The sequence below is a fragment of the Desulfosporosinus shakirovi genome, assembly GCF_020595055.1.
In the GTDB taxonomy this organism is placed as follows: domain Bacteria; phylum Bacillota; class Desulfitobacteriia; order Desulfitobacteriales; family Desulfitobacteriaceae; genus Desulfosporosinus; species Desulfosporosinus shakirovi.
The window spans coordinates 20225-45236 of the sequence record NZ_JAJDOO010000033.1 but is presented as its reverse complement, the minus strand read 5'-3'; the positions used below and the strand labels follow the sequence as shown (position 1 = coordinate 45236).

Below are 25012 nucleotides of genomic sequence, written 5' to 3'. Positions count from 1 at the left end.
GAAGGCCCCTTATTCTTTATACCACTATTTAGGCAATTTAATTTCCTTAATTCCCGAAAATCTGAGCTGCCTCTTTTAACACATCATCCGGGAGATTAATTCCGATAGCCTTTGCTGTGTCTTTATTGACATAAATCTGCATATCAGACATGGTCATGACTGGAATATCCCCAGGGTTCTTTCCATTTAAGATCTCTACAGCCATGTCTGCAGTCTCTTTCCCAAGCACAGTATAGTCTATACCGTAGGTTGCCAGCCCCCCATCCTTAACCATTGAATCGGCTGCCACATATACAGGCAGCTTGGCGTTATTGGCAATTTGGGCTACTAAGGACATCGCAGAAGCAACTGTGTTATCATTGGGTGAGAAGAGAACATCGACTTTACTTACCAGAGATGTGACAGCCTGCTGTACATCAGCGGAACTGGTCACCGTCGATTCAATAATCGTTAGATTATTTTTACTAGCATACTCCTTTAGATTTTTAATTACAGATAGGGAATTGGTTTCACTTGAATTGTATAATGCGCCAATGGTTTCGAAATTCGGGGTGATCCGCTTGGCCAGCTCCATTATTTTCTCAGCAGAAACAGCATTTGATGTACCCGTTACATTACCGCCTGGTTTTTCAAGATTAGTCACAACTCCTGATCCCAAAGGATCAGCACAAGCCGCGAAAAGCACGGGAATATCTTTTGTTTGACTTACAGCAGCCTGTGCTGAGGGTGTAGCAATAGCGATGATAAGGTCATATTTATTGTTTACAAATTTAGTGACGATTGTCTTTAGCGTAGACTGATCACCTTGGGCATTCTGATAATCTATTGAAATAGTCTCACCATCTTTAAATCCTTTCTCCTGTAACTGATTGACAATAGATTCTTTGATAGTATTCAATGAGGGATGTTCTACAATTTGGACGATACCGATAGTCTTCTTTGCTGAAGTCTTTTCAGGAGTTTCAGTCTTACTTGGTGAGCAAGCCGTTAGAGAAATCAATAAGGTCATGGTCATTATTACGGAAATCATCATTCTTGCCAATTGCTTTTTCATTATAATACCTCTCTTCTAATTTAATATTTCTGGCAACTGCATGTTCTATTCTTACAAACAGAACGGTGAAGATAAAATAAAACGTCTATCCTTAAAATAAGGACAGACGTTAATCTGCGGTACCACCTTAGTTAATGCATAAATAATAATGCATCCCCTCGTGCAGAGTGCCAACACACTCTTAGCCCAATAACGCTGGCTCTGCGTTGGTAACTACTAAAGCCTGAGCTTTTTCGTTCCACCCTCTGAGGCCCATTTACCCGCTCCATTACCTGCCGAGCTTCCACCTTACTCGACTCTCTGTGAGGTTGGTCATGCGGTTTTACTTCCCCTTCAACGGTTTATATGATAATAACACCCTTACACCATAAATTCAATACCATTTAGAAATATTATGCCCTAGCTCATAATCGGAAAGGTGTTTCCACCGTGAGGCATTACATAGATGGATTTAGGTTGCTGACCAAGCATTTGGGTTGCTAATTGCCATGCCTCTGCTGGAGAATGGGCAGGAACCATCTTCATCAGTTTTACCACATCTTCTGGTAGAGAACTAATCAAAATAACTGGTGTCTTTCGGCAGATGCTCGCTGTTCTCAAACTCACAAAACCAGGCATAGTAAAGTCAGCATGGAGTCTAGCACTCATATCCTCAACCTCGCCATATTTAAAATAATCCTGAAAAGGTTGAGAACCAATCCCATCTGAGCATTCACTAACTAAGATAATAATGCCACCCTCTTTCACAGCGTAGGTAGCATTATCTAAAGCTTTAATTGATTGATAAAGTTGAATATCTTTAGGATACCCACCGCTTGAAACAGTAACTAAATCAGCTTTTTCTTTGATCTCAATGCCGAAGATTTCTTCTGTAACCCTGCACCCCGCTAAATGAGCCTGATGCAACTCACCCGCCGCAATATAGACGAACTCCTTCTTCTCGTTAACAACGACATTAAGGATGAAATCTACGCCTACTAGACGAGCGATTTCCAACATATCCTCTGCAACTGGATTGCCCTCCATTTTTCCGGTCTGAATGTTTGGATTAAGTCCTGAGGACCCTGCTTCTTTAAGCGCCAAAGCATGGTTTTTCTGGATCATCTCGTAGCCACAGACCCCAGGAGCAATTGACTTACGTCCGCCACCAAAACCTGCCAGCAAATGATAGGCTATTCCTCCGGTAAGAATTACCTTATCCGCTTCCCATACCCGACGATTAACTTTGATAGGGGTGCCTTGTCTGGATAAACCTAAATCCACTAAATCAGGGGCATTACACTCATGATCGTAAATTGGAACTCTGTCCAAGACCTTTTCACCACAAATGGCCGTGTGTTCTTCAACCGTCTGCAAACGATGATCACCAGTTGCTGTAACGATTGAAATATCCTTATCTGGAACACCAGCCTCATTTAGGACATCCAGTAAAATAGGTAAAAGAACATCCGCCCTAACCCAAAGCCGAGTAATGTCGCTAACCACAATTACCACTTTGTCTCCAGGTTTCACCACCTCTATCAGGGGAGCCGAACCCAGGGGATCAGCCACTGCCTGGCGCACGGACTCTTCTATATCTATTATCGGCTGACTGGCTTTCGCTTCAATCTCCTGAATCTTTACTGCAGATGGTACTTCAAAAGACAAGATTTCTTTACCATAGGCAAGTTTAAAACTATTCAAGGTTCTTCCTCCCTTTACCTTTATCGTGTTTTACAGGGGACGGATTAGCACCGGCCTGATAAGCCATTTCCAATAGTTGCGCGGTATGCATCACTTTTACCGGATTCCCTTGGCGATTCAGGCCGTCCTCGATATGCATTCGACAGGCAGAGCACCCTGTAGCCAATATCTCTGCCCCTGTTTTATGAACAGATTCCACTTTATGGTCATTGATTTTAGTCGATAGTTCGTAGTGATATAAGCTGAAAGAACCCCCACTGCCACAGCAGGTATCCGCTTTAGTCATTTCTTCAAAAATCACGCCAGGAATACTTCTGATAATCTGTCTGGGTTGTTCTTTGACCTTCAACCCTCTGATAAGGTGACAAGGATCGTGGTAAGTTACTTTTACTGGTAACCGACCCATTTTTCCCTCAAATCCCTCCAAAGAAACCACCAGTTCTGTGAAATCTTTGACCATAGATCCTAGCTTCTTGGCCTTTTCAACATAGTTCGGATCATCCTTAAGTAACTCAGCATACTCTTCCTTCAGGCTTAAACCACACGTGCCACAAGCCACGACAACAGCATCAACCTTTTCTTTCAGGAAAACATCTATATTTGCCTTCGCCATTGTTTTAGCAGTTTCATAGTCCCCATTAATACGAACAGGAGTACCACAACAGTTTTGGAGAGAAGGAATTACAACTTCCACTCCATTTTGATTAAGGACGTTGATAACTGCCCGACCGGTATCTGTATAAATATAGTTGATCATGCACCCCGTAAAAAAAGCTATCCTCATGGTTGCTTCCGGGACTTTAACTACTTCTGGATACATGCTCTTAAACGGTTTTTGAGCAAGGGGAGAGAGGAGTCTTCTCTTATCTATTCCCAAGGACATTCTTGGCAGCATTCCTTGCCCATTAGACCCTTTCCTGAAGACTAAGCCTTGAAAAATTCGTCCGGTCCTCATTCCCGCGTTAAATACCCAACGGTTTTTCAAAACTAAGCGAAAGATCAGCATCTTAAGCGGAGAAAGGCCTTTCTTCTTTGCGATCTCCTTGCGTGCTGCTTCTACTAGCTTGTCAACCTTCACCCCGCTCGGACAGTTCACAACGCAGGCCTTGCACATTAAGCACAACGACATCTTGTCAATAAAACCATCCGTTAAATCTAAGTCTTTACTTATGACTCCTCGAATAAGCTTAACTCGCCCTCTGGCGACTGTGGATTCTGCCTGCAACTCTTTAAAAACAGGACAGACATTTTGGCAGGCACCGCAACGAATACATCGGATAACTTCTTTCTGCCAAGACTCTAATGAACTATCCATTTCATCACGCTCCAAACATTACGCCAGGGTTTAAAATATTATTAGGATCGAGTGCTTGTTTAATTTGACGTTGAACTTCCAGTCCAACCTCCCCAGTCTGAATGGTAATAAACTTGGATTTCGCCCGACCGATACCATGCTCACCGCTTAATGATCCACCCAGTTCCACTGTAGCTATAAAGATCTCGTCGATAGCCTTTTCGACCCTTGCCATCTCCTCTTGATCCGTCTCATCAGTAAGGATGGTGGCATGCAAATTGCCATCTCCGGCATGTCCCAGTACCGCAACAATAATGTTATATTTAGCCGCAATTTCTTGAATACGGTTCACAGCGGCCGGAATACTGCTGCGAGGAACCGTCGCATCTTCACCGATAATGGTCGGTCTTAACCTCGACACGGCTGCGAAGGCCGATCGGCGCGCACGCCATAATTCTTCTGCTTCCTCTTTAGTCTTGGCAACCCTGATCTGAACTGCTCCTAATTGACTACAGATTTTCTCTATCTTTCCAATCTGTTTCGCCAATATTTCCGAGTCCCCATCAACTTCTATTAAGAGTACAGCACCCGCCTCTGTGGGCAGTCCAACTTTAGCATATTCCTCAATATTTCTAATATAAATGTTGTCCAACAATTCGAGTGAACAGGGAACTAGTCCTGTAGCAATGATTTCTGATACCGTTTCACAGGCTTGAACAATCTCAGAAAAAACTGCCATCATAGTGCTCTTAGCTTCTGGTAATGGAATAAGTTTAACGATAATTTTAGTTATGACGCATAATGTCCCCTCTGAACCAGTAAATAACTTTGTCATATCGTACCCTGTCACATTTTTAATTGTTCTTCCACCGGTATTAATAACTTCCCCTGTGGGAAGTACTGCCTCGAGCCCGATTACATAGTCTCGAGTGACTCCATATTTCACGCCACGGGGTCCTCCTGCACATTCGGCCACATTGCCGCCCATTGTTGAAAAGGCCTGACTGGCGGGATCTGGGGGATAAAACAGGCCTATTCGCTCAACCTCGCTCTGTAATTGGCCAGTAATAACGCCGGGTTCCACAACAGCAATTAAATTTTTGCCGTCAATCTCAAGTATTTTGTTCATTCTTTTGAGAACCAAGATAATACAATCCCCTACAGAAATAGTCCCTCCGCTGACATTTGTCCCTGCCCCCCGTGGAACCACAGGAATCATCTCTTGATTAGCCAGCTTGATTATCTGTGCTACTTCTTCGGTGTTACTTGGGTACACAGCTACGCCCGCCAAATCCTTCTTGAAATCCGCCTTAACAAATGAAGCGTCATAAGTATAACAATACAGGTCTTCTAACTCTGTATATAAGTTGTCTTTTCCAACAATTTCACTTAGTTTCTGAATAATCTCTAGCCTCAACTTGTTCCCTCCTTGAGTCGGATCTTTTTTCTACAGAATTCTCCGTTGTACTAAGAATAATATATTATTTCGCTATTTACACCTAATATCCTTTAAAATTAAGAATGGAAACCGACAAATGCCAGTCTCCATCCCATTAGCCAAACACCATTAACTGCTGCCTTAGCATCGAGAGTATCAGTTTACATCTCAAAGAATGGCGATATATTATTTAAGTTCATAAAGGAGCGCCTCTGCTTTAGTTATCCGCTCGACGAGTCCAATATGTACCAGATGCTCTAAGTGTGATAATGCCTCTCCTGAAGCGAACCATTTCTGTGAAAAAGGGAAGTCAGCCCATTTCTTATGACTCAAATCCCAGTGCATAGTTGCTGCCATTTCAACAGGTGTCTTTCCGCCATCTCTTAATATGCCTCTAATCTCATTGAGACGTTCTTCATGATGACTCAGAAGCTCAGTAATTCTTTTTTGATGATCCCTGATAATACTTCTATGAGCAGTAAACATATAATCGATTTCATACTCAAATACCTTTTTCAAGCTCTTGAAATAGGTCGCTAAAATATCCTGTTCGAATCCCCAAAAGGTTATATTCGGGGTTATTTCATCCAATATATGGTCTCCTGAAAAAAACAGCTTGTGTTTCTTCTCATACAAACCGATGTGGCCTGGCGTATGCCCTGGAATATCTACGACTTGGAAACTATAATCTCCAATATCTAATTTTTCTCCTTCATACAAAGGGCTGAATTCAAGAATCTCAGTCTCTCTAACCCCAAACTCTTTGCCAAACTTAGATAAACTTTCGCTTTCAAATCCTAATAGTCTGTTGAGCACTTTGAAAAATACATTCTTTTGGGAAGTTTGATTAAAAATGTCTCCGTCAATCTTGCTAAAATAAATAGCGTGTACTCCCTGTTTTCTAAGCATAGTTGCCAGACCTGAGTGATCAGTATGCATATGGGTTATAAAGAGATCCGTTTTATTCAGGTCGATGTTTAGCTCTTCTAGACCCCGCATCAACTCACTTTGGCATTCTACAGTGTTAAATCCTGTATCTATAATCAAATTCCTGCTCTCAGATATAATGACGTAACTATTGATAGCCTTTAGGGGATTTTTAGGGAGAGGTATTTCGTTTTTGAAAATATTGGGGTAGATTTCAGTGATCATTTTAATGCCTCCAAATTAATTGCTATCGAAAAGGGTAACACTAGTATAAAAGACTGCACTAATGCATTCAACTATCTTTAATCTATTATACCTTGTTTTATCAGTGATGTAACCGTCCTCTTAAGTCTTGTTAGCTAATTCGGTCTTAAACATCATCATAAGCAATAGCCGATGCCCCTGACTCGAACAGGAGGACTCCAAGCGGAAATCTTCCCTAAGGTTTTTATGATCATCATTCATTAATATCCTTTCACGTAATCTGTCTTGTTCCACGTTGATATGGGACTTTAAGTATTTGAAACCCATTATTAAATTTTCCTTATGTAACTTTCTTCAGATAAAAAACAGCTACGCATTTATGCGTAGCCTTTAACTTACAATTCGTCCAGCTTATTTCGTTCCCGTATAAATGAAGATGGCATCTCTTAGAAATTCTGCAGCGCTCATCTGCTTCTCGTCATAGTATGCCGTAAATCTCGGATCATCTACATACATTTGGGCAAGTCCAGCATGGGCCTCTTTTGAATAACTATCCCAAGAATGGCATAGCCACTGACGATGGAGTTCTGCAGTCTTTTGAGCAAGGTCTCCAGCCGGATGGCCTGTTTTAAACGCAGCATAAAGGGTTTCATTAACCTCTGCAGCAAGCTTCGTCATTTCGTTGTATTGTTCTTGAGACATCCCTTTCATTTTCTGATTAGACTTATTAACCGTCTCATCCCCATATTTTTCGCGGATTTCCTTGCCATACTTTGCTTCATTGTCATGCATGAGCTTTTGCTTAAAGCCTTCAAACTTTTCTTTATCCGACATGATAATTCCTCCTTCATTTAACGCAATAGTTTTGTCAACATTGGCAATCAACGCATCCAACTGCTCTCTTTTTTCAAGAAGCTTTTCACGATGTTCTCTCAGTGCTTTTATACCGTCGAAAGAAGGAGCCGTTACGATATCTTTTATATTCAACAAGCCTACACCTAACTCTCGATAAAAAGGAATCTGTTGTAAACGATTAACTTCAGCTTGGCCATAAATGCGATACCCTATGAATTAATTCTCGCCGGCTTAAGAATTCCTATCTCATCATAATATCTCAGAGCACGAGTGCTGACGCCTGCCATCCGACCTAATTTTTGCACCGTATATTCCACGTGATCACCTCTTGAAATGAACTATACACCTTTACGCAACGTCAATGTAAAGAGGTTTTAATAAGCTATTTGTAACCTTCGCGAACATTCTTCTGAGAAGCCCATAACGAGATTCCTTTTAGTTATCACTTCCCTTTCCCATATAAAAAGGTGAAAGCAACGTTATTCAGACCATTTTACTCTAACTACTTCGTCTGTGCGATGTGACATAGTCATAACATTACTAAATATAAGATTGACCTTATTAAGAAGTTCGGATAAAACTTGATCTTTCAAAAATATGAATTCTGTAGTCTTTATAAATGAAATCATCAAACTAAGAACATGGCAGGAAACTTCATCTTATATACAAGATTTCAAAAACATCAGCGGCCCCGCTGGATTTTTTAGGCCAGCGAATCAATAAGCTCCTTAACTTGTAACCTCTACTTTAACTTATATTACAGATTCGTATATTTTTATCTGTTTCAAAAAAAAATTCAGAATCTTTCAAAGTATTTGTAGTGTGTATACTAATTTATTTTTTAAATACTTATACTATTATATAGAATTATTTATTAGTGAAAATAAACTCAATTTATTGAAAATATTTTTGATTTAGTATAATATAAGACTAGGTTCTTAGTTTAATTTTTTTAACAGTGTGGTATGATAGGTAAACCATTCTACCATTTAAAGGAGGTTCCTATCGGGAAAGGGGTTGGTTTTGAATAAAATTGTGCATATAGGAATTATATTAATTTATCTTTATCCCAAAAATTAATGAGGAGGTTTTTTGATGAGCACTGGAGTATTAGCTATTCTTTCCCTACTCCCTATCGCTGTTGTAGCAGTCTTTCTTGTAGGGTTAAAATGGCCTGCAAGTAAAGCCATGCCGCTCTCATTTCTTACTGCCGTAGTACTCGCACTTTATGTTTGGAAAATCCCCAGCACACAGGTAGCTGCCGCTTCTATGAACGGGGTTGTTACTGCGATTACACTTATGTACATCATTTTTGGCGCTATTCTTCTTTTAAACACCTTGCAAGAAAGTGGTGCCCTTCAAGCCATTCGCAGAGGATTTACCGGAATCACCGCAGACCGCAGAATTCAAGTCATTATTGTTGCTTGGCTTTTTGGGTCCTTCATTGAGGGCTCCTCTGGCTTTGGAACACCTGCTGCAGTTGCTGTTCCTTTGATGGTCGGACTTGGGTTTCCTGCTATGGCTGCCGTCGTTGCCGGAATGATGATTCAAAGTACTCCCGTTTCCTTCGGAGCTGTGGGAACACCGATGCTCGTAGGAGTCAGCACAGGACTTAAGACTCCTGAATTACAAGCTTATGCCCAATCATTAGGATACACTGACTGGACTGCATTCGTCGGATTTGCCATCGCAGCCAAAGTTGCTTTCCTGCATTTTGTGGCAGGTGCCTTTATTCCCCTTTTCGTTGTAGCTTTCATGACCCGTTACTTCGGTAAAAACAAATCCTTTAGTGAAGGTCTAAAAGTTTGGAAGTTTGCACTTTTTGCAGCGTTCTCCATGACGATTCCTTACCTTATTGTGGCCAATACGCTCGGACCCGAATTCCCATCAATGATAGGTGGATTAATTGGTCTTGCAATTGTCGTTCCTGCTGCTAAAAAAGGCTTCCTCATTCCAGATGATGTTTGGGATTTTGAGTCGAAAGACAAGTGGGAACCAGAGTGGTCTGGTAATATTGAGATTAAGGATATTTCCGCTAAAACTAAAATGAGCGGTCTTATGGCTTGGATGCCTTATGTTCTTATTGGATTGACCCTTGTTCTTACAAGAACCGTAGTCCCTCTTACTGCTCTTTTGAAAAAGGCTAAATTTGTTTGGCCTAATATTTTCGGAACAAGTATTACGGCTTCTTGGGAAATTCTGTTCTCACCAGGTTCCGCATTTATCTTTGTCACACTCATCACTTTCGCCCTTCATAAAATGAGTGGAACAGCTTATGCCAGAGCATGGAAAAACTCAGCCATAACGATGCTCGGTGCCGGTTCGGCTCTTATCTTCACTGTCCCCATGGTTCAAGTGTTTATGAATTCAAAAGGTGGCGCGGCCGGTCTCGACAGTATGCCAATTGTCCTTGCTGAAGCCGTTGCAGGCTTAGCCGGGTCTGCCTGGCCGATCTTTGCTCCTTTGATTGGTGGACTTGGAGCTTTCGTAGCTGGAAGTAACACCGTTTCCAACATGATGTTCTCATTGTTCCAGTTCGGTGTAGGCGAACGAATTGGAGTCGATCCTACTTGGATTGTAGCACTTCAAGCCATTGGGGGCGCAGCTGGAAATGTTATCTGCGTACACAATGTTGTTGCCGCTTCAGCCGTTGTAGGTCTGCTTGGAAAAGAAGGCTATGTTATTCGTAAGACAGCTGTAGTATTCACATACTATGCATTACTCCCTGGAGCGTTTGGGTACTCTCTTCTTTACTCCGCTCAAAAAGGGTTCTTCAATATCGGAACGATTATCGTAGCATTAATTTGGGCTGCTGCAGTCTATATTATTGCAACGAATAACAGTAGACTTAAGAATCTTCCTCTAAGATAATTCACTTAAAACCGAAAAACATTTATTGTTAAAAGGGTCCTTTATTCACAGTATGTGAATAAAGGACCCTTTTGGCAACTCGACAGTTTTATTTTAACGGTTCTGGCTTGAAACTAGACGTGAAACGACATGGTATAATGTTTGGCGAACTTATTTCGGTCAGTTTCTCATTTACAAAGCTAAACTGTTGCTGAAGTATTTCCGTGTCTTTATACCATGGATTTGAATTACCTCCGAATACAAAGTTTCCCAAACTATAGACTATACATTTTCCTTTATATATTTCGTACGGTTGAATAACGTGGGGGTGATGACGAAGTACTAAATCTGCCCCTTGGTCGATCGCCAATCGGCCAAGCTTATGTTGTTCTTCGGTTGGGTTGTATTTATTTTCTATACCCCAATGAAAACTTACTACTATTAATGAAGTTTTTTCACGTAACTCCTCTATGTTAACTTTTAACTCAGATATTAGATTTTCAGAGTCAACCCCTTCTTCTAATGGCCCTAAAGTATTAACTCCTATTAATCCAATTTTAACACCTCTTTTTTCAAGGATTATAACTCTTTGATCCCCAAAACAAGATATCCCCGCATGATCCAAGGTTGATAAAGTGTCCATAAAACCTTTGCTCAAAAAATCCATATAATGATTATTTGCGAGGTTTACAGCCTCAATGCTTCCACCCTTTAAGATAGCTGTATAATACGGATTTCCTTTAAAGAAGAACGCCCTACTTCCTTGTGAACTTTTATTGGGTCTTTCGGTTGCCTCAGTCAGTGTCCCTTCTAAATTAGCAATCGTAAGATCATCCTCACTCAAAATCTTCTTGACTCCTGAGAAAAAATATTCAGGTCCTTTCAATTTGTAATACTGATTGAAACTTCCTTCATATAGAAAACGTTCATCTTGGCCCAGAGTAACATCTCCTATTGCGCTAATAGTAACAACAGCCTCTTTGGGCAAGACTGGCGAAACCTCAACAGCCTTAGCAGGTTGGTATGCTTCTTTATCGTCAAAATGCCACCACTCCGTCGCCAGAGGCTTAAATCCATGTTTCACCATAACATCTCGTAAGTATTTTGCATTCTCATTGGACCGCGATGCTTCTTCCGTAAAATTGTCAAAGCTCGTAGGCATTGGAAGCTCATTATCCTGTTTGTCCACGAAGGTCAAATCAACTGCAGACCCGCAAGAATGGTTAGAATAGCCCTTATATGGGGTCTGCGATATACCGCCGATCCGGTATAAGCTTCCACATTGCAAACTGAGCATCAGGGCTCCTGTAAGCATCCCAAATTTTTAGTCGGTATCCCTTTTCTCCTACTTCGTTGGCAACCTTTTTAAGCTTCTCTGCTGTCCCTTGGCGAAGAAGCGCTTGGGAACTATCGTAAAGTTTCGAATGAGTAAAATTGTCAATGGTCGCATACTTTATATCTAACTCTATATTGGGAATTATTTGCTGGACATCTACAAAATCGGTTTTTTGTTTGATATCTCCTACTTGGCTGAAAATGATTGTATCTTCTCCTCGAACTTGGCTACTAAACCCAAAAACGAGCATTAAGGATATGAGGAAAGATAAGAATCGGTTAAACACAAAATATCACCTCCCTTTGATTTTACAGTTAGATCTAAAATATAAAATCTCCAAGAAGGTGAACATTTATCTCTACTATGCACTTGTAAAATAAAGGTTTACATCCTCCTATGAACATCTAAGTTATATTATGTTAATCATGAATTATCCCAAATAGCCTAAACTTAATTTTCGATACAAAATGCTCTAACTGGTGAACCATCCGAAGCTTTGTTTTTAAGCGGCATGATACTTAAAATAAAGGTTTCTTCCATAATTGATTCTAAGTTTGTAAGGTTTTCAATAATTAGGATATTTTCTGACAAGAATATCTTGTGAACTGGAAATGTCTCTGTATTCATGTTATCAATTGAAATTGCATCTATACCAATTCCTTTTAGCTTAAATCGAGCTAACCATTTGGCGGCTTCTTCACTTAAAGCAGGAAAATCTGCATAATATTTTTCATCGCCCCAATACTTACTCCATCCTGTTTTTAATATAATAAATTCTGCATTCTTTATTTTTTCATCATAAGATCTTAAACTTTCAAGTCCTAATGATCCTTCTTTGGAATCCGAAAAGTCAAGAACAACACCCTTTCCAATGAACCTATCAATTTCGAAATCATCTAAATATAATCCATTCTCCAGCATATGTGCTGGTGCGTCTATATGTGTACCTGTATGGGAGTACATTGTGATTTTTACCTCTTGAAAACCATCCTTTTCTATTGTGTTTGCTTTCTGAAAGAGTGGTCCTTCAGTTCCCGGAAAAACAGGCATACTCGAATAAATCATATGAGTTAAATCAGTTACTTTCATGTTTCCTCCTTAATATCCTATGACATACGCTCGAACCTAAATATACCCTTAACTTCCTCTAAAGTAAATCCCGATACTCTTCCCTCTATTTACACAACTTAAAACATCAATTGGATTCCATAGCCCTTTCTACTTAGTATGCATTAAATAATTTAGGCCCCGAAAAACTGCAGCTACCCATAATTAATGGTAACTGTGTTTTTCGGATCCCTTACACTATATAGAGATTAGTTCATAAATAAGTCCATAAATTAATCTGTGTTTTCAAGTTTTGCTATGTTATATATTCTTAAACACGGGTTTTCGTTTCTCGGCAAATGCCGCACACCCTTCTTTAAAATCCTCGGAAGACCAAGTCAGAACTTGATACATTGCTTCCAACTCAGTCTGTTGATAATAATCATTTCTGAAGGCCTCGCGCAATAGTTTCTTGTCCAGGCCTACTGCCATTAATGGTTGCAAAGCTAACTTTTCTGCCCACCTTATAGCCTCTGGTAAGCATTCGTCATGGGGGACCACCTTATTTATTAATCCCAACTTTTCTGCTTCCTCGGCATTAATGATTTTCCCGAACCACAGTAATTCCAGAGCTTTATGATAGCCCACTTTCTGAATTAGAAAATGCGATGCACCGCTATCCGGACAAAATGCCAATTGCATAAAGGTAAAACCAATACGCGCTTTTTTAGAAGCAATAATCAAGTCGCAAGCCATGCATGCGGCCACGGAAGCACCTGCTACCACTCCATTAAGTGCCGCTATGACCGGTTTTTTCATTTCATAGATCGCTGTTACAAGTGCGCCTGACGCATCATAGGTCTCCTTAGCGCTGATAGGGTCTTTTATTTTAGCCAGCATAGAAATATCTCCCCCGCTAGACCACCCCTTGCCCGCTCCAGTAATAACGATGATCTTTACCGATTCATTTTCAGATGCCTCCTTACAAGCAGCCTGAACATCTGAACAAAGTTGGTCATTGACTGAATTCATTGTGTCTGGTCGATTCAATGTAAGTACCGCTACTCCAGTGTCCATGATTTCCAGTTTAACAGTTTTCCAATCCATATTTTTCTTTTCCACCTTTCTTGAGACCGTAAGCATGAAGCACAAAAAAAATCATCTAACCATATATGAATTACCATTCATATTCTGATAATTCAAGTTCGCCAAATTTTATTATAATCCTCTATTTCTCTAACAAAATTTCAATTATTAAGGATAATCCTATTTCATGTTTATCAGATGCTTCTATACACCTTTGCAGTAAACAAATGCCTTATCACTAAGCAGATCAAATGAAAAACTAGAGGCTGTAATTTAAACCCCTAGCTTCTTTAGAAATCGTTCGGTCCAAGTTAAAACAAAATTAAACTACTTATCATCCGTCGCTTTGCCATCACCGAAAACAGGGATTGAATCCCCTAAAAATTTCGGCTCTGGTTTTATGATCTTAGCCCACAAAAAGTCTTTATTCCTAGCCGCTATTTCTCTCAGGTTATATATATGCATGGCCTGTCCATAATCACGTTTGTCGGAAGCAACTCCATAGGCTTCTAAGCCTAGCTCCCTCGCCACAAAAACTGCTCGCTTAAGATGATATCCCTGAGTAACAATAATAACCTTTTGAACTTTAAAAATATCTCTGGCTCGGTATATACTCTCATAAGTGCTAAAGCCAGCATGATCCATAAATATGTCCGAACTTGGCACACCTTTATCTTTCAAAAAGCCCTTCATCGAATTAACTTCATCATAATCCTTTTGTCCGTGATCTCCACTCACTAATAGTTTGGGCGCTTTCCCCAGCTCATATAGTTCATAACCTGCAGTTAAACGATCATTAAGCATAGTAGACACAGTTCCGCTTGGAAAAACATACGCACCTAAAACTAGAATAGCATCTGCTTTAGGAACGTCGTTGGTACTTAATATATAGCTTTCCCCGACTGATTCTACACTATTGTTGATAATTAAGACAGTTGAACATCCAAGAACAATTATTACAATCAATGAAACTACTATCTGTTTTAGACGCTTCTTCAAAATAGATCCCCCCTTCCCCTTATGACACTCCTTTGTTTCATCAAGTTTCTGTCCCAGATCAGCCGGAATAGAATTACGGATGATGGTATTTGGATTTTATTTAATTATCTTCTATTATATGTTATAACAAGAAATATTCAAATATTCCCCCGTTAAAAAGCCGCTAACTTCAATCTGTTAGCGGCTTTGATCTATCATATTATTATCAAACATACTCGAAACTTAGCTTAATAACATTCTATCATTATCCAACTCAGCTCCGCTTCTTTTCTCAAACTGCTCAATCAGTCGATCCACGGTCATGTCTTCTCTTTCTTCGCCCTGAAGATCCATCATGATCTTTCCCCCATGCATCATAATCGTTCTTGTCCCGTATTCTAAGGAAGCCTTCATATTATGGGTGATCATTAAAGTACACAGTTTTTCCTCAGAAACAAGTTTACGAGTTAAACTCAATACCTTGCGGGCTATAGTAGGGTCAAGCGCCGCGGTGTGTTCATCGAGAAGTAAGAGCCGAGGTTTTATAATTGTGGCCATCAGAAGCGTAAGGGCTTGACGCTGTCCTCCAGAAAGAAGGCCCACCTTCTGCCTGATTCTATTTTCCAGACCGAGGTCTAACAGTTCAAGTCGTTCCTTGAAAAGAGTAGTATCCTTTTTTGTCACTCCAGATTGTAAACCTACAGGTTTTCCCTTAGCAAAGGCGATAGCCAAATTTTCCTCAATGGTCATATCATGGGCCGTTCCCTTCAGTGGATCCTGAAAAACCCTTCCAATATGTCTAGAGCGTTTATACTCTGGATCAGAGGTGACATCCTTCGAGTCAAGAATGATCCTGCCTTCATCAATTTCATATACTCCTGAGATACAATTCAGAAGCGTCGATTTTCCAGCGCCATTGCCACCAATGATCGTTACAAATTCGCCTTCCTGAAGCGACAGGTTAATCTCATTAAGAGCGAGTTTTTCATTGGTGCTCCCTTTTCCGAACGTTTTACTTAACGACTCAACTCTAAGCATCAGGTTATTTGCTCCTTTCATGAGGTGTATACGATAATTTCCTTTTTCTACAGAAAACGCTTCTTAAGAATAGGCATCGACATCGCTAGGGCCACAATCACCGCTGAGACAAGTTTTAAGTCAGTAGGCGGCATCCCTATATCAAGTGCAAAGGCAATAATCAAGCGATAGAGAATCGATCCCAGAATGACCGCAATCAGCCTTCTCAGGAGAGAGCTTACCCCAAAAACTACTTCCCCGATAATCACTGAGGCCAGTCCGATAACCACCATGCCAATCCCCATCCCAACATCTACGAAGGATTGAGACTGGGCAATCAGCGCACCAGCCACGGCAACTAAACCATTGGAAAGAGCTAATCCCACTAGAATCACTAAATCCGTATTAACTCCCAGGGCTCTTACCATTTGATCATTGTCCCCTGTCGCTCTTAAAACGAACCCCAGTCTTGTCTTCAAAAAGAGGAGCAGTAAAAGGAGTAACAGAGTCAACACCGCTAGGGAAAATAACAACTTACTATAATCATACCCGCCCAGAATTATTCCTTCAAAAGGTTTAAAAACAGTTGCTTTATTAATCAGGGGGATATTGGCCCGCCCACTCATAACCTTTAGGTTCAAAGAATATAAAGCCAGCATGGTTAGGATTCCAGCTAAAAGCGGTTGAATCTTTAGTTTGGTATGCAACAAGGCAGTGATAGACCCTGCTCCACATCCCGCTATAAATGCGATCCCCAAGCCGAGAAACGGATGTCCGTTAAGACTCATGACGGCAGAAACCGCCGCACCAAGCACAAAACTGCCGTCCACACTTAGGTCAGGCATATTAAGGGTTCTAAAAGATACAAAAACCCCTAAAGCCATAATTGCATAAATGATTCCCAATTCAATGGAACCCAGTAACACCAAGACACTCATATTCAAACCCCTTGTTTCTTAATTTTCGAATACCTGAGCCGCTTCTTTCAACACATCATCTGACAGATTAATTCCGATTGCTTTTGCAGTTGTCTTATTGAGATAAATATCCATATCCTTCATGGTTTTGACTGGAATATCTCCAGCCTTTTTACCCTTCAAGATTTCCACAGCCATAATTCCAGTCTCTTTACCTAATACTTGATAATTAATTCCGTAAGTTGCAAGCCCTCCATCTTTAACCATGGAATCAGCTCCAACGTAGATAGGTTTTTTCGCTCTATTCGCTATTTGAGTCACCAGAGGCATAGCGGAGGCGACTGTGTTATCAATGGGCGAGAAAAGAGCATCGACCTTATCTACAAGAGAAGTAACTGCCTGCTGTACTTCAGAGGAATTAGTTACAGTGGCATCAACCACCGTCATATTGTTTTTCTGAGCATACTCTTTAAGTTCATTGATCACGGATACAGAATTTGTCTCACTTGAATTATATAATGCCCCAATTGTTTTGATATCAGGAGTAATGCGCTTGCCAAGCTCCATAATTTTTTCTGCTGATACTGCATCCGATGTACCTGTAACGTTACCGCCCGGTTTTTCCATATCAGTAACCAATCCAGATCCCAGGGGATCAGTACATGCTGAGAAAAGAATGGGAATATCCTTAGTCTCACTGACGACTGCCTGAGCTGAAGGAGTTGCAATAGCAACGATAAGGTCATATTTATTACTTACAAATTTTTGAGCTATGGTTTTTAAGTTGGTTTGGTCTCCTTGGGCATTCTGATAATCAATCGTAATAGTTTCGCCATTTTTATAGCCTTGGGCCTGTAACTCCGCTATCAAAGACTCTCTAATGGTGTTTAGTGAAGGATGTTCAACAATTTGCACGATACCGATTTTCTTTTTTGCATCGGTGTTGCCTGTGTTTTCTGTTTTACTGGGCGCACAAGCCGTTAAGGAAAAAACCAGGGTCAAGGTCATAAACGCTGAGATTACTGCCACAAATTGCTTTTTCATAGAAGATACCTCCCCATTCTAATTAAAAAATTTGAGGGTTTCCTTCTCTGCACGTCTCATTCAGTTCGCGGTTCTGAATGGTACGAAGTGTGGGACACAAAAAAACAAAACGCCTATCCTAAAATAAGGACAGACGTTAATCTGCGGTACCACCTTAGTTGATGCATAAAATGCATCCTCTCATGCAGAGTGCCAACACACCCTTAGCCCTATAACGCTGGCTTTGCGTTGGCAACTACTAAAGCCTAAGCTTTTTCGCTCCACCCTCAGGGGCCCATTTACACGCTCCGTTACCTGCCGAGCTTCCACCCTGCTCGACTCTCTATGAGGTTGGTCATGCGGTTTTACTTCCCCTTCAACAGTTTATATAATAATAGCACTCCATCAAGTGGATTTCAAGAGTAACTTTCTTGCTCAATCCTGCAGGCAAGCGGAATGTCTTTCTGGCTAAATAGATCCACTCGCTCCGCTACGCCTTGATTTTCCCTATAACATCTCTAATTAATCTTGCCGTTATCCCCCATATAGTCACTCCTTCAACCCTATAGACATAAATATTATTCATAATGTTTCCCCATGGCTTGGTATACTCCTCCTCTAACCCTAGTTCTTTCGCAGGCAAGAGAATAACTTCTTCCCCTGCCTTGTTGATGTATGAAGGATTGGCAGTAATACTTACCTGATATATCTCGGGTTGAGTTCTTTCAAAGTAAGAGACTGGAATGGAGAAAACTCTCTCGACTTCATGCGGATTAATGTTTAGGTCTTCCAGACTGCTAATATCTATGACGCCCAGAAATGCGTCTACAGTGGTGCCCATCACTGAAAAGATGGTATCAAGCGTACCAATGATACTTATCTTATCAGAGGCAATGCCTAATTCTTCTGCAGTTTCTCTTATAGCGGTCTCTTTAAAGTCAATATCTTTATTAGGATCAAACTTACCGCCCGGAAAGCAAATCTGTCCAGCTTGTCTTATGGCGGCAGATCTTTTTTGAAAGATAAAATGATATTCTTCATCGATCAGCATTAGTAACGCTAAAACAGCTGAATTAAAATACTCTTCTTTGCCATTTATTCCAGGCACTGCAGGCATCTTGGCTTTTAAATCTTCTAGCATAGATTTATTCATATCTTAGCTCCACTTATCCTCTCCTAAATCTTCCTAATACCCAAAATCTCAGCACGCCCTTCAAACAAGCTACCACATAAGTTTCAGGCTATACTGTACGTGTAACAATTCTGTACAAATTCAAAAAATTCCTTCTATCTTATATTATAAATAGTGGAGGAAAAAACTATTTTAGTGTACAATTTAATTGCTTCGCAATACTTATCAAAAATGGCACCAAGATTAAGCAAGGGAGTAATATTATGAATGAGATTGCCCAAGACTTAAATAACAAAATACAACAGGAAAATCCCTATGTTTATGAATTATTATCAACTCTCGGAAAAGAGCTGTACTATCCCAAGGGGATCTTAACTCAAACTGCTGAAGCTAAGCAGAAAGCCTACCGTTTTAACGCCACGATAGGGATTGCAACTGAGAAAGACCGCCCGATGTTCTTACCATTAATCCAAGAAACTCTAGCTGATTACGATCCTAAGGACCTTTATCCATATGCCCCTCCTGCAGGAAAACCCGAGCTTAGAAAGCTCTGGCGAGAAAAAATGATAATAGAAAACCCTTCTTTAACCACTAAATCCTTTAGTTATCCCATCGTTACTAATGCATTAACCCATGGTTTAAGCATTATCGCGGACTTATTTATTGACGAGAACGACCCTCTTGTTTTACCGGATAAATTATGGGGGAATTATACCTTCATCTTTGGGGTCCGCAGAGGAGCAAAAAACATCTCTTTTCCTTTCTATACGGAGGAAGGGACCTTCAATACTAAAGGCATGAAAGAAGCCCTACTTTCTAAAAAAGACCATGGAAAAGCTATTTTACTGCTTAATTTCCCAAATAATCCGACAGGGTATACCCCCACGGAACAAGAAGCAAGGGACATTGTTGAAGCCTTAAAAGAAGTCGCTGAACAAGGAATGAACTTAGTCGTAATTAGCGATGATGCTTATTTTGGGTTATTTTATGAAAATACCATCAAAGAATCACTGTTTGGCCGAGTCGCTAACATACATCCCAGAGTATTAGCCATTAAGATAGATGGAGCAACGAAAGAAGACTATATGTGGGGCTTTCGAGTAGGCTTTATCACCTTTGGTTCTGAATTTCCTGCTGTACTGGATGGCTTAGAAAAAAAGACTCAAGGCATTCTGAGGGGAACGATTTCCAGTGCTTCTCACCCAGCCCAAACATTTGTTTTAAATACAATTCGTTCGACAGAATTTCAAGCTCAAAAACAAGAAAAGTTTGAAGTATTAAAGAAACGAGCTTTTAAAGTTAAACAGATACTTGATCAAGGGAATTTTAACGACGCTTGGGACTACTATCCATTTAATTCAGGGTATTTCATGTGTCTTAAACTTAAAGGGGTCAATGCCGAAGCCTTGCGCATTCATCTGCTTGAACAATACGGTGTTGGAGTCATCTCACTTGGTGAAGGGGATATTCGAGTAGCCTTTTCTTGTGTAGAGGAAGATGAACTGAAAGACCTCTATGATCTAATTTATCAGGGATTTAAAGATTTATCAGGGCAGAACTCTTCGTGTAAAACATAACACTCTAATTAACCCATATAGGATACGTTTAGACCTGTATTTGTAAAGAAAAACAAACCTCCCGATGTAACTTGTGGACAAAAGCGCTTAGCGATACTCTCCACTGGAGGCTATCGTCACCGAAGTGAATAAGGAAGACAACCACTTAAAGAAGTGGGTGTCTCGAATTGATAAAGTGAACCCTATAGAGTGGACTGCTAAAAGGTCTAACCCTATAAGGGTTTTTTCTTCTCCGATCAATTTTAGGTGGATAAATCTGTATAAAACGATAATTTTTATTTGACTTTATACTATTAAAGAGCTATTATAAATATAATACAGTCAATTGAACTCTTTATGTAATACAATAAATACATTTCACTTATTATTGTTATATTATGTTGATTTAAGGTTGTGTTTTGATGTCAAATGATGAAATAGAAGAAAACATCTTGGGACCCGTAGAAATGATTATAAAGGGTGCAGAAAGTCCTTTGTTTTCTAAGTTTAGTAACAATAAAGGCATACCTGATATAGAATTAATGGCATCACAAATCGTTAAATTAGGTACAAGTAACTCCATTAGGTCCATAATTGGCGTAAATGATCAAGCCTTTGAGGTTGCAACAATTCAAAACTGGGTAAAACGGGGCATCATTGAGAGCCCTGACGGTAAGAAGTATCCACCACAACAAGTGGCTAGAATCCTTATGACTAACGATCTTAAAGTGTTGTTTGAATTAAAAGAGGCCAAAGAAATTATCGACTATGGGGAGTCGATATCACATTTTACTTTAGTTGAGTTATATGAATATCATTTATCTCTATTTAGTGAAATTGAGAAACTTACCCCAAGTCTAAATGTACTTTACGGAAGAGCATTAGAAATAATCAGAGCTAAAAGAGATCCATCAGAAGATGATATTAAGGCATCAACCTTTGTGACATTTTTGACAATATCCAAGTGGGCAAGTTTTACGAGGGAGCTTATTCTAAAGTGGATTAAATCGCCCTCAATTGATGGGGGTATGAAATGACTAAAGGAGGCATTATTCAGTGGCTAAAGCTATCAAGGAAACGGAAACTAGGCCTGACACTAGCTTGAACATTGCCACAGATGTAATTGTACAAGCTCATGTTGATACTAACGGGGTGATGGAGGACCATTACGAGGTAAAGAGAATTTGCACGAAGACAGATCATGCCTTAAAGGGCATAATGAAAGCTCATTTAGAAAGACGAACTAATCTTTATCCTGTGAAATCGAGTAAATGTTAGTATTTATTCAGGTTTTCAAGGATGCTGGCGACATTTAAACTTTAAACTTTTGCTATTATTTATAGCAATGTAACGAGACTTTATGAAAGATTTATTTCAAAAGGAAGCGATTAATTGCACAAGGACAAAATCATTAAAGTTGCCATCGGTTTTGCGACTGGGAGAAAGAGCTTTCAAAAGGTGCTGAGAACCTATATACACACTTGGAAGGAATCCGGGTTGGTAGAAAACAAAAGTATTAGTTTAAATCTTTTTGTAGCATATGATCTTGATTATCATAAAACTAAAATAACTGATTACACCAATGTACACCCAGAACTAGCAGAGCAGATTGATAGCAGCAATTTTATTGGGAGCATTGCTATAAAAAAAGAAATTGATTATTTAATTCGAGAAAACGTCATCCATTTTAGTGAAGTTTCCTTGATCTTTGGTAAGGGGTATGCAGCCAAACGTAACGCTGTGCTATATAACGCTATTAAGCACAATATGGATTATCTGGTTTTTCTGGACGACGACGAATACCCGCTGGCCGTGACCAATACTCGTAATACAGCAATCTGGGGAGGCCAGGAGGTCCTGACAGGGCATCTTAAATATATTGCTCAAGCGGACATCACCCATGGGAATCATTGCGGCTATATATCCCCTATTCCCCATATAGAGTTTAATGACACTATGACCGAAGCGGATTTCCGTTCATTCATCGAGGCAATCAGCAATGATATCATTAACTGGGATACTTTGAAAACTGTTATGGAAAATGGCGGGGTAACCTACGCTGATACAAAAATATTGACTAGCGCTGATGCCATAGCGGTTCAGGAAATAAACCATTCTAAATTCATCTCAGGTGCTAATCTATGTATCAACCTTACTGATTCTCGTCGTATTTTTCCATTTTACAATCCGCCAGGAGCTAGAGGCGAGGATACCTTTTTAAGTACCTGTCTTAGCGAACGAAAAGTTTTGCGCGTGCCATGTTACACATTTCATGACGGGTTCTCAACTTATAATGACCTTCTAGAAGGCGTTCTCCCACTCCGATTAAAATTTATAAAGGCTGATACTGAGCAAATTACCACTCGCTTTTACAAGGCCTGTATAGGTTGGATTCGTTATAAGCCATTACTGCTTTACATCACACAAAGAGATCATTACGATGAAAAGATTGAAGAGATGAGGGAACAGCTTAACGAGATATTGCCAAAAATATGCGCTTATTTCGAGAGGCCGGATTTTATCAAAGTCTTAGCTGAATTGGAGAAATACCATAAAAATGTTGAAAAACATAATAGCGAATTCCTTGAAACACAACGTATTTGGGCAAAAATCATGGAACACTTTGCAAGGCCTTGAATCCAAAACAATAACCCTGCCAGATGCATTAAAGCACCCTATCGAGTTAGACTGTAAGAGTCACGATAGGGTGCTTTAATTATTTAGCATACATTTACGGAAATTAGAAATTTAGCAAAAAGCCTTTCCATAAATAAGTTGCCAGCGCTGTCAAAACCATTTAGGGTATACGAAAAGTTGTTAGGTAATATTGTTCATACATTTCAATAGATTATAAGGTAGGAAACAAAAGAAGGGAGAAAAGATGAGAAAAAAAACGCTTATCCTTATAGGTGCAATTCTAATTATTGCAGTGCTCATATCTCTGATCCTTTCGTTAAGAGGGTCGGTAAAAACTATTAAACATGGTTATTTTCCAATACAGAGTTATGCAACTATAAAGACCAGTTATAAGTCTTCGCAATATGATATAGACGACTATACTATAACATTTTCAGTACCGGATGCCACCGAGATCTACGTTAGCTCTGACATGGGAAATGAGATGCAATTTAGTACATATTTAGTAAACAACAATGAATTGGCTTTCAGGGGCTATATACAGTTATGGAAGATTAAAGATTTAGAGCGTTTTCTTAGCTATAGCAAATCCTTAAGTCCTTTTGATTTCAGGTCCTATAAGGTACGCGATGTTTTAAAAAGTGAATATCAAGGATTCATAATCGAATGGACTGCTGAATTTGGACAAGAATCAATAAGTGGAAAAGAATATTGGTTGAAAATTAACAGTACTGACGAAGTCGTTAGAATATCTATTTTATCAGATACGGTCGAATTCCCAAATAAGTTGGATAATGTAATACAACAAATCTCAGATTCATTACAGATAGACGTAAAGTATTTTATCTAAAAAAAGCCCAATGTTATTGTTCAAAGGAGATAGTCCAATCTTCAAAATGCATCATCGTCTCTATGGGCACATAGGGCATTGATATTCAACGATCTCTAACTAGATGGTTAGTGTGCCTTCCTCGGGTCTTATTTTACGATCCTGATGATCAAATTTCATTATAACCTTCGAAACGATCGCTGCAATCGGTTGTTGAAAGAGGAGTGTTAAGACAATAGGTAAGGCAACTGTAGCCGGGAAATAAGAAATGGCTATAAGAGAACCAAAGCCTGTATTGCGCATTCCTACATTAAAGATCATAGCCGTTACAACCTCTTGCCGCCGATCTTTTAAAAGATAGCTCCCGCAAAACCCAATCAGATAATTAACAGAGACTAATCCCACAACGACGGTCATCATTTTGACTGCCGAAATATCCCATTTTATATTCGGAAGAACAACAGCAGAATTGAGAAAGACAACGAAGAAGCTAGCAATCTTCGAAGTCACTCCCCCTACTGAAACAGAGAAGTTCTCCAACCTCCCTTTAGTTATTTCATTAATTACCATTCCAAGGATGCTCGGGATAGTAACCATTAAGAGCAACCGCAATACCATGTTTCCATAATCGATGGCAATACTTGTTCCAAGTATAATTATAAAAAAGGCTGGAAACAAGATAGGGATCAGTAAAGTATCCAGAGTCACCGTCACCAATGCGAGTGCAATATCTCCATTAGCAATCGTGGTCCAAATAACCGAAGTGACCGCAATCGGGATGGTGGAACCAAGTAAAAGACCTAAGCGCATGTAGAAATTATCTGGGTAGATCCAGAGTCCTACCCCCCAGGCAACAAGCGGTGAAATGCCATGGATTAAGAACATGCTCCATAAAGGAACAAGAGGTTTCGTTAAAATACGAACAACATCCTGAAAGGTTGTACGTAAGGCGCTCATAAAGGTCATATAGGCAAATAAACCTGTTGCTAAGGCACTGATAAGCGGTGAATTTATAAGCGGAATGAAGAATCCCGCGGCTATTCCAGCTGTTACCATTACAAACATATACCTATTTAACCATTGATTAAACTTAGTTAAAAAAGTTTTCATATTTTATACTCCACTATTAAGTCTTCTGTCCCTTAAAGA

Annotated in this window: 21 protein-coding genes, 1 pseudogene and 2 other annotated features; of the genes and pseudogenes, 6 read left to right on the top strand and 16 right to left on the bottom strand. The window is 39.8% G+C overall.

Translation table 11 applies throughout. The annotated features are described in order from the left end of the window. Window positions 1-46: 46 nt before the first annotated feature. The 6 genes and pseudogenes from LJE72_RS20810 to LJE72_RS20785 all read right to left on the bottom strand — a co-directional run bounded on the left by LJE72_RS20810 (window position 47) and on the right by LJE72_RS20785 (window position 7772). Window positions 47-1054, bottom strand: coding sequence for an ABC transporter substrate-binding protein (locus tag LJE72_RS20810; RefSeq protein ID WP_229249908.1), 1008 nt, complete (start codon window positions 1052-1054; stop codon window positions 47-49). 95 nt (window positions 1055-1149) lie between these two features. After that, window positions 1150-1400, bottom strand: a binding site (T-box leader). Between the two features lie 53 nt (window positions 1401-1453). Continuing rightward, complete coding sequence (larA, locus tag LJE72_RS20805) at window positions 1454-2737, bottom strand: nickel-dependent lactate racemase (RefSeq protein WP_229249907.1); 1284 nt, start codon at window positions 2735-2737, stop codon at window positions 1454-1456. Next, on the bottom strand, window positions 2730-4052 hold the full coding sequence (locus tag LJE72_RS20800; protein ID WP_229249906.1) for a (Fe-S)-binding protein: 1323 nt from the start codon (window positions 4050-4052) through the stop codon (window positions 2730-2732). Before LJE72_RS20800 ends, larA begins: the two co-directional genes overlap by 8 nt. A gap of 4 nt (window positions 4053-4056) precedes the next feature. Continuing rightward, the gene (locus tag LJE72_RS20795; RefSeq protein WP_229249905.1) at window positions 4057-5448 is read right to left on the bottom strand and encodes an FAD-binding oxidoreductase; all 1392 of its coding nucleotides are present in this window, start codon (window positions 5446-5448) and stop codon (window positions 4057-4059) included. Window positions 5449-5655: 207 nt separating this feature from the next. Next, entirely contained in the window at window positions 5656-6621 is a 966-nt protein-coding gene (locus tag LJE72_RS20790) for an MBL fold metallo-hydrolase (protein WP_229249904.1), read from the bottom strand. 390 nt (window positions 6622-7011) lie between these two features. Beyond that, window positions 7012-7772 (bottom strand): annotated as a pseudogene (locus LJE72_RS20785) (MerR family transcriptional regulator). Between the two features lie 778 nt (window positions 7773-8550). Here LJE72_RS20785 and LJE72_RS20780 point away from each other — a divergent pair. Beyond that, a complete protein-coding gene (locus LJE72_RS20780) occupies window positions 8551-10326 on the top strand; it encodes an L-lactate permease (protein ID WP_229249903.1) in 1776 nt (591 codons plus the stop codon). Window positions 10327-10414: 88 nt separating this feature from the next. On the opposite strand, the gene LJE72_RS20775 is transcribed toward LJE72_RS20780, so the two are convergent. The 9 genes from LJE72_RS20775 to LJE72_RS20735 form a co-directional block, all read right to left on the bottom strand. Next, window positions 10415-11494, bottom strand: a complete 1080-nt coding sequence (locus tag LJE72_RS20775) for a CapA family protein (protein WP_312038954.1) — start codon at window positions 11492-11494, stop codon at window positions 10415-10417. Between the two features lie 46 nt (window positions 11495-11540). Continuing rightward, window positions 11541-11927 (bottom strand): M15 family metallopeptidase, encoded by a 387-nt coding sequence (locus tag LJE72_RS20770; RefSeq protein WP_312038953.1) that lies wholly within the window; start codon window positions 11925-11927, stop codon window positions 11541-11543. Between the two features lie 164 nt (window positions 11928-12091). After that, window positions 12092-12730, bottom strand: a complete 639-nt coding sequence (locus LJE72_RS20765) for a cyclase family protein (protein WP_229249902.1) — start codon at window positions 12728-12730, stop codon at window positions 12092-12094. A gap of 279 nt (window positions 12731-13009) precedes the next feature. After that, window positions 13010-13795, bottom strand: a complete 786-nt coding sequence (locus tag LJE72_RS20760) for an enoyl-CoA hydratase/isomerase family protein (RefSeq protein WP_229249901.1) — start codon at window positions 13793-13795, stop codon at window positions 13010-13012. Between the two features lie 306 nt (window positions 13796-14101). Continuing rightward, window positions 14102-14773 (bottom strand): SanA/YdcF family protein, encoded by a 672-nt coding sequence (locus LJE72_RS20755; RefSeq protein WP_229249900.1) that lies wholly within the window; start codon window positions 14771-14773, stop codon window positions 14102-14104. A 222-nt stretch (window positions 14774-14995) separates the two neighbouring features. Next, window positions 14996-15790, bottom strand: a complete 795-nt coding sequence (locus LJE72_RS20750) for an ABC transporter ATP-binding protein (RefSeq protein WP_229249899.1) — start codon at window positions 15788-15790, stop codon at window positions 14996-14998. Window positions 15791-15837: 47 nt separating this feature from the next. Continuing rightward, a complete protein-coding gene (locus LJE72_RS20745) occupies window positions 15838-16707 on the bottom strand; it encodes an ABC transporter permease (protein ID WP_229249898.1) in 870 nt (289 codons plus the stop codon). Between the two features lie 18 nt (window positions 16708-16725). Continuing rightward, window positions 16726-17730, bottom strand: coding sequence for an ABC transporter substrate-binding protein (locus tag LJE72_RS20740; RefSeq protein ID WP_229249897.1), 1005 nt, complete (start codon window positions 17728-17730; stop codon window positions 16726-16728). Between the two features lie 122 nt (window positions 17731-17852). Further along, window positions 17853-18098 (bottom strand) — a binding site (T-box leader). A 101-nt stretch (window positions 18099-18199) separates the two neighbouring features. After that, window positions 18200-18862 carry an NUDIX hydrolase gene (locus LJE72_RS20735; protein WP_229249896.1) on the bottom strand — a complete coding sequence of 221 codons (663 nt, stop codon included), beginning with the start codon at window positions 18860-18862 and terminating at the stop codon, window positions 18200-18202. 242 nt (window positions 18863-19104) lie between these two features. Between LJE72_RS20735 and LJE72_RS20730 the strand changes: the two genes are divergently transcribed. The 5 genes from LJE72_RS20730 (at window position 19105) to LJE72_RS20710 (ending at window position 23884) form a co-directional block, all read left to right on the top strand. Next, window positions 19105-20418, top strand: coding sequence for an aminotransferase class I/II-fold pyridoxal phosphate-dependent enzyme (locus tag LJE72_RS20730; protein WP_229249895.1), 1314 nt, complete (start codon window positions 19105-19107; stop codon window positions 20416-20418). Between the two features lie 401 nt (window positions 20419-20819). After that, window positions 20820-21434 carry a DUF1836 domain-containing protein gene (locus LJE72_RS20725; protein ID WP_229249894.1) on the top strand — a complete coding sequence of 205 codons (615 nt, stop codon included), beginning with the start codon at window positions 20820-20822 and terminating at the stop codon, window positions 21432-21434. A 19-nt stretch (window positions 21435-21453) separates the two neighbouring features. Further along, window positions 21454-21675 (top strand): hypothetical protein, encoded by a 222-nt coding sequence (locus LJE72_RS20720; protein WP_229249893.1) that lies wholly within the window; start codon window positions 21454-21456, stop codon window positions 21673-21675. A 219-nt stretch (window positions 21676-21894) separates the two neighbouring features. Next, the gene (locus LJE72_RS20715; protein WP_229249892.1) at window positions 21895-23034 is read left to right on the top strand and encodes a hypothetical protein; all 1140 of its coding nucleotides are present in this window, start codon (window positions 21895-21897) and stop codon (window positions 23032-23034) included. A gap of 244 nt (window positions 23035-23278) precedes the next feature. Further along, on the top strand, window positions 23279-23884 hold the full coding sequence (locus tag LJE72_RS20710; protein WP_229249891.1) for a hypothetical protein: 606 nt from the start codon (window positions 23279-23281) through the stop codon (window positions 23882-23884). A 99-nt stretch (window positions 23885-23983) separates the two neighbouring features. Here the strand turns inward: LJE72_RS20710 and LJE72_RS20705 are convergent, their stop codons facing one another. Continuing rightward, on the bottom strand, window positions 23984-24973 hold the full coding sequence (locus LJE72_RS20705; protein ID WP_229249890.1) for a bile acid:sodium symporter family protein: 990 nt from the start codon (window positions 24971-24973) through the stop codon (window positions 23984-23986). Between the last annotated feature and the right edge of the window lie 39 nt (window positions 24974-25012).

What these genes read in the sequence shown, in the direction of transcription:
- LJE72_RS20780 (WP_229249903.1), top strand. Translation starts at nt 8,551, where the DNA reads ATGAGCACTGGAGTATTAGCTATTCTTTCCCTACTCCCTATCGCTGTT.
- LJE72_RS20750 (WP_229249899.1), bottom strand. Translation starts at nt 15,790, where the DNA reads ATGCTTAGAGTTGAGTCGTTAAGTAAAACGTTCGGAAAAGGGAGCACC.
- LJE72_RS20740 (WP_229249897.1), bottom strand. Translation starts at nt 17,730, where the DNA reads ATGAAAAAGCAATTTGTGGCAGTAATCTCAGCGTTTATGACCTTGACC.
- LJE72_RS20810 (WP_229249908.1), bottom strand. Translation starts at nt 1,054, where the DNA reads ATGAAAAAGCAATTGGCAAGAATGATGATTTCCGTAATAATGACCATG.
- LJE72_RS20735 (WP_229249896.1), bottom strand. Translation starts at nt 18,862, where the DNA reads ATGAATAAATCTATGCTAGAAGATTTAAAAGCCAAGATGCCTGCAGTG.
- LJE72_RS20790 (WP_229249904.1), bottom strand. Translation starts at nt 6,621, where the DNA reads ATGATCACTGAAATCTACCCCAATATTTTCAAAAACGAAATACCTCTC.
- LJE72_RS20710 (WP_229249891.1), top strand. Translation starts at nt 23,279, where the DNA reads ATGAGAAAAAAAACGCTTATCCTTATAGGTGCAATTCTAATTATTGCA.
- LJE72_RS20730 (WP_229249895.1), top strand. Translation starts at nt 19,105, where the DNA reads ATGAATGAGATTGCCCAAGACTTAAATAACAAAATACAACAGGAAAAT.
- LJE72_RS20765 (WP_229249902.1), bottom strand. Translation starts at nt 12,730, where the DNA reads ATGAAAGTAACTGATTTAACTCATATGATTTATTCGAGTATGCCTGTT.
- LJE72_RS20745 (WP_229249898.1), bottom strand. Translation starts at nt 16,707, where the DNA reads ATGAGTGTCTTGGTGTTACTGGGTTCCATTGAATTGGGAATCATTTAT.
- LJE72_RS20725 (WP_229249894.1), top strand. Translation starts at nt 20,820, where the DNA reads ATGTCAAATGATGAAATAGAAGAAAACATCTTGGGACCCGTAGAAATG.
- LJE72_RS20760 (WP_229249901.1), bottom strand. Translation starts at nt 13,795, where the DNA reads ATGGATTGGAAAACTGTTAAACTGGAAATCATGGACACTGGAGTAGCG.
- LJE72_RS20705 (WP_229249890.1), bottom strand. Translation starts at nt 24,973, where the DNA reads ATGAAAACTTTTTTAACTAAGTTTAATCAATGGTTAAATAGGTATATG.
- LJE72_RS20800 (WP_229249906.1), bottom strand. Translation starts at nt 4,052, where the DNA reads ATGGATAGTTCATTAGAGTCTTGGCAGAAAGAAGTTATCCGATGTATT.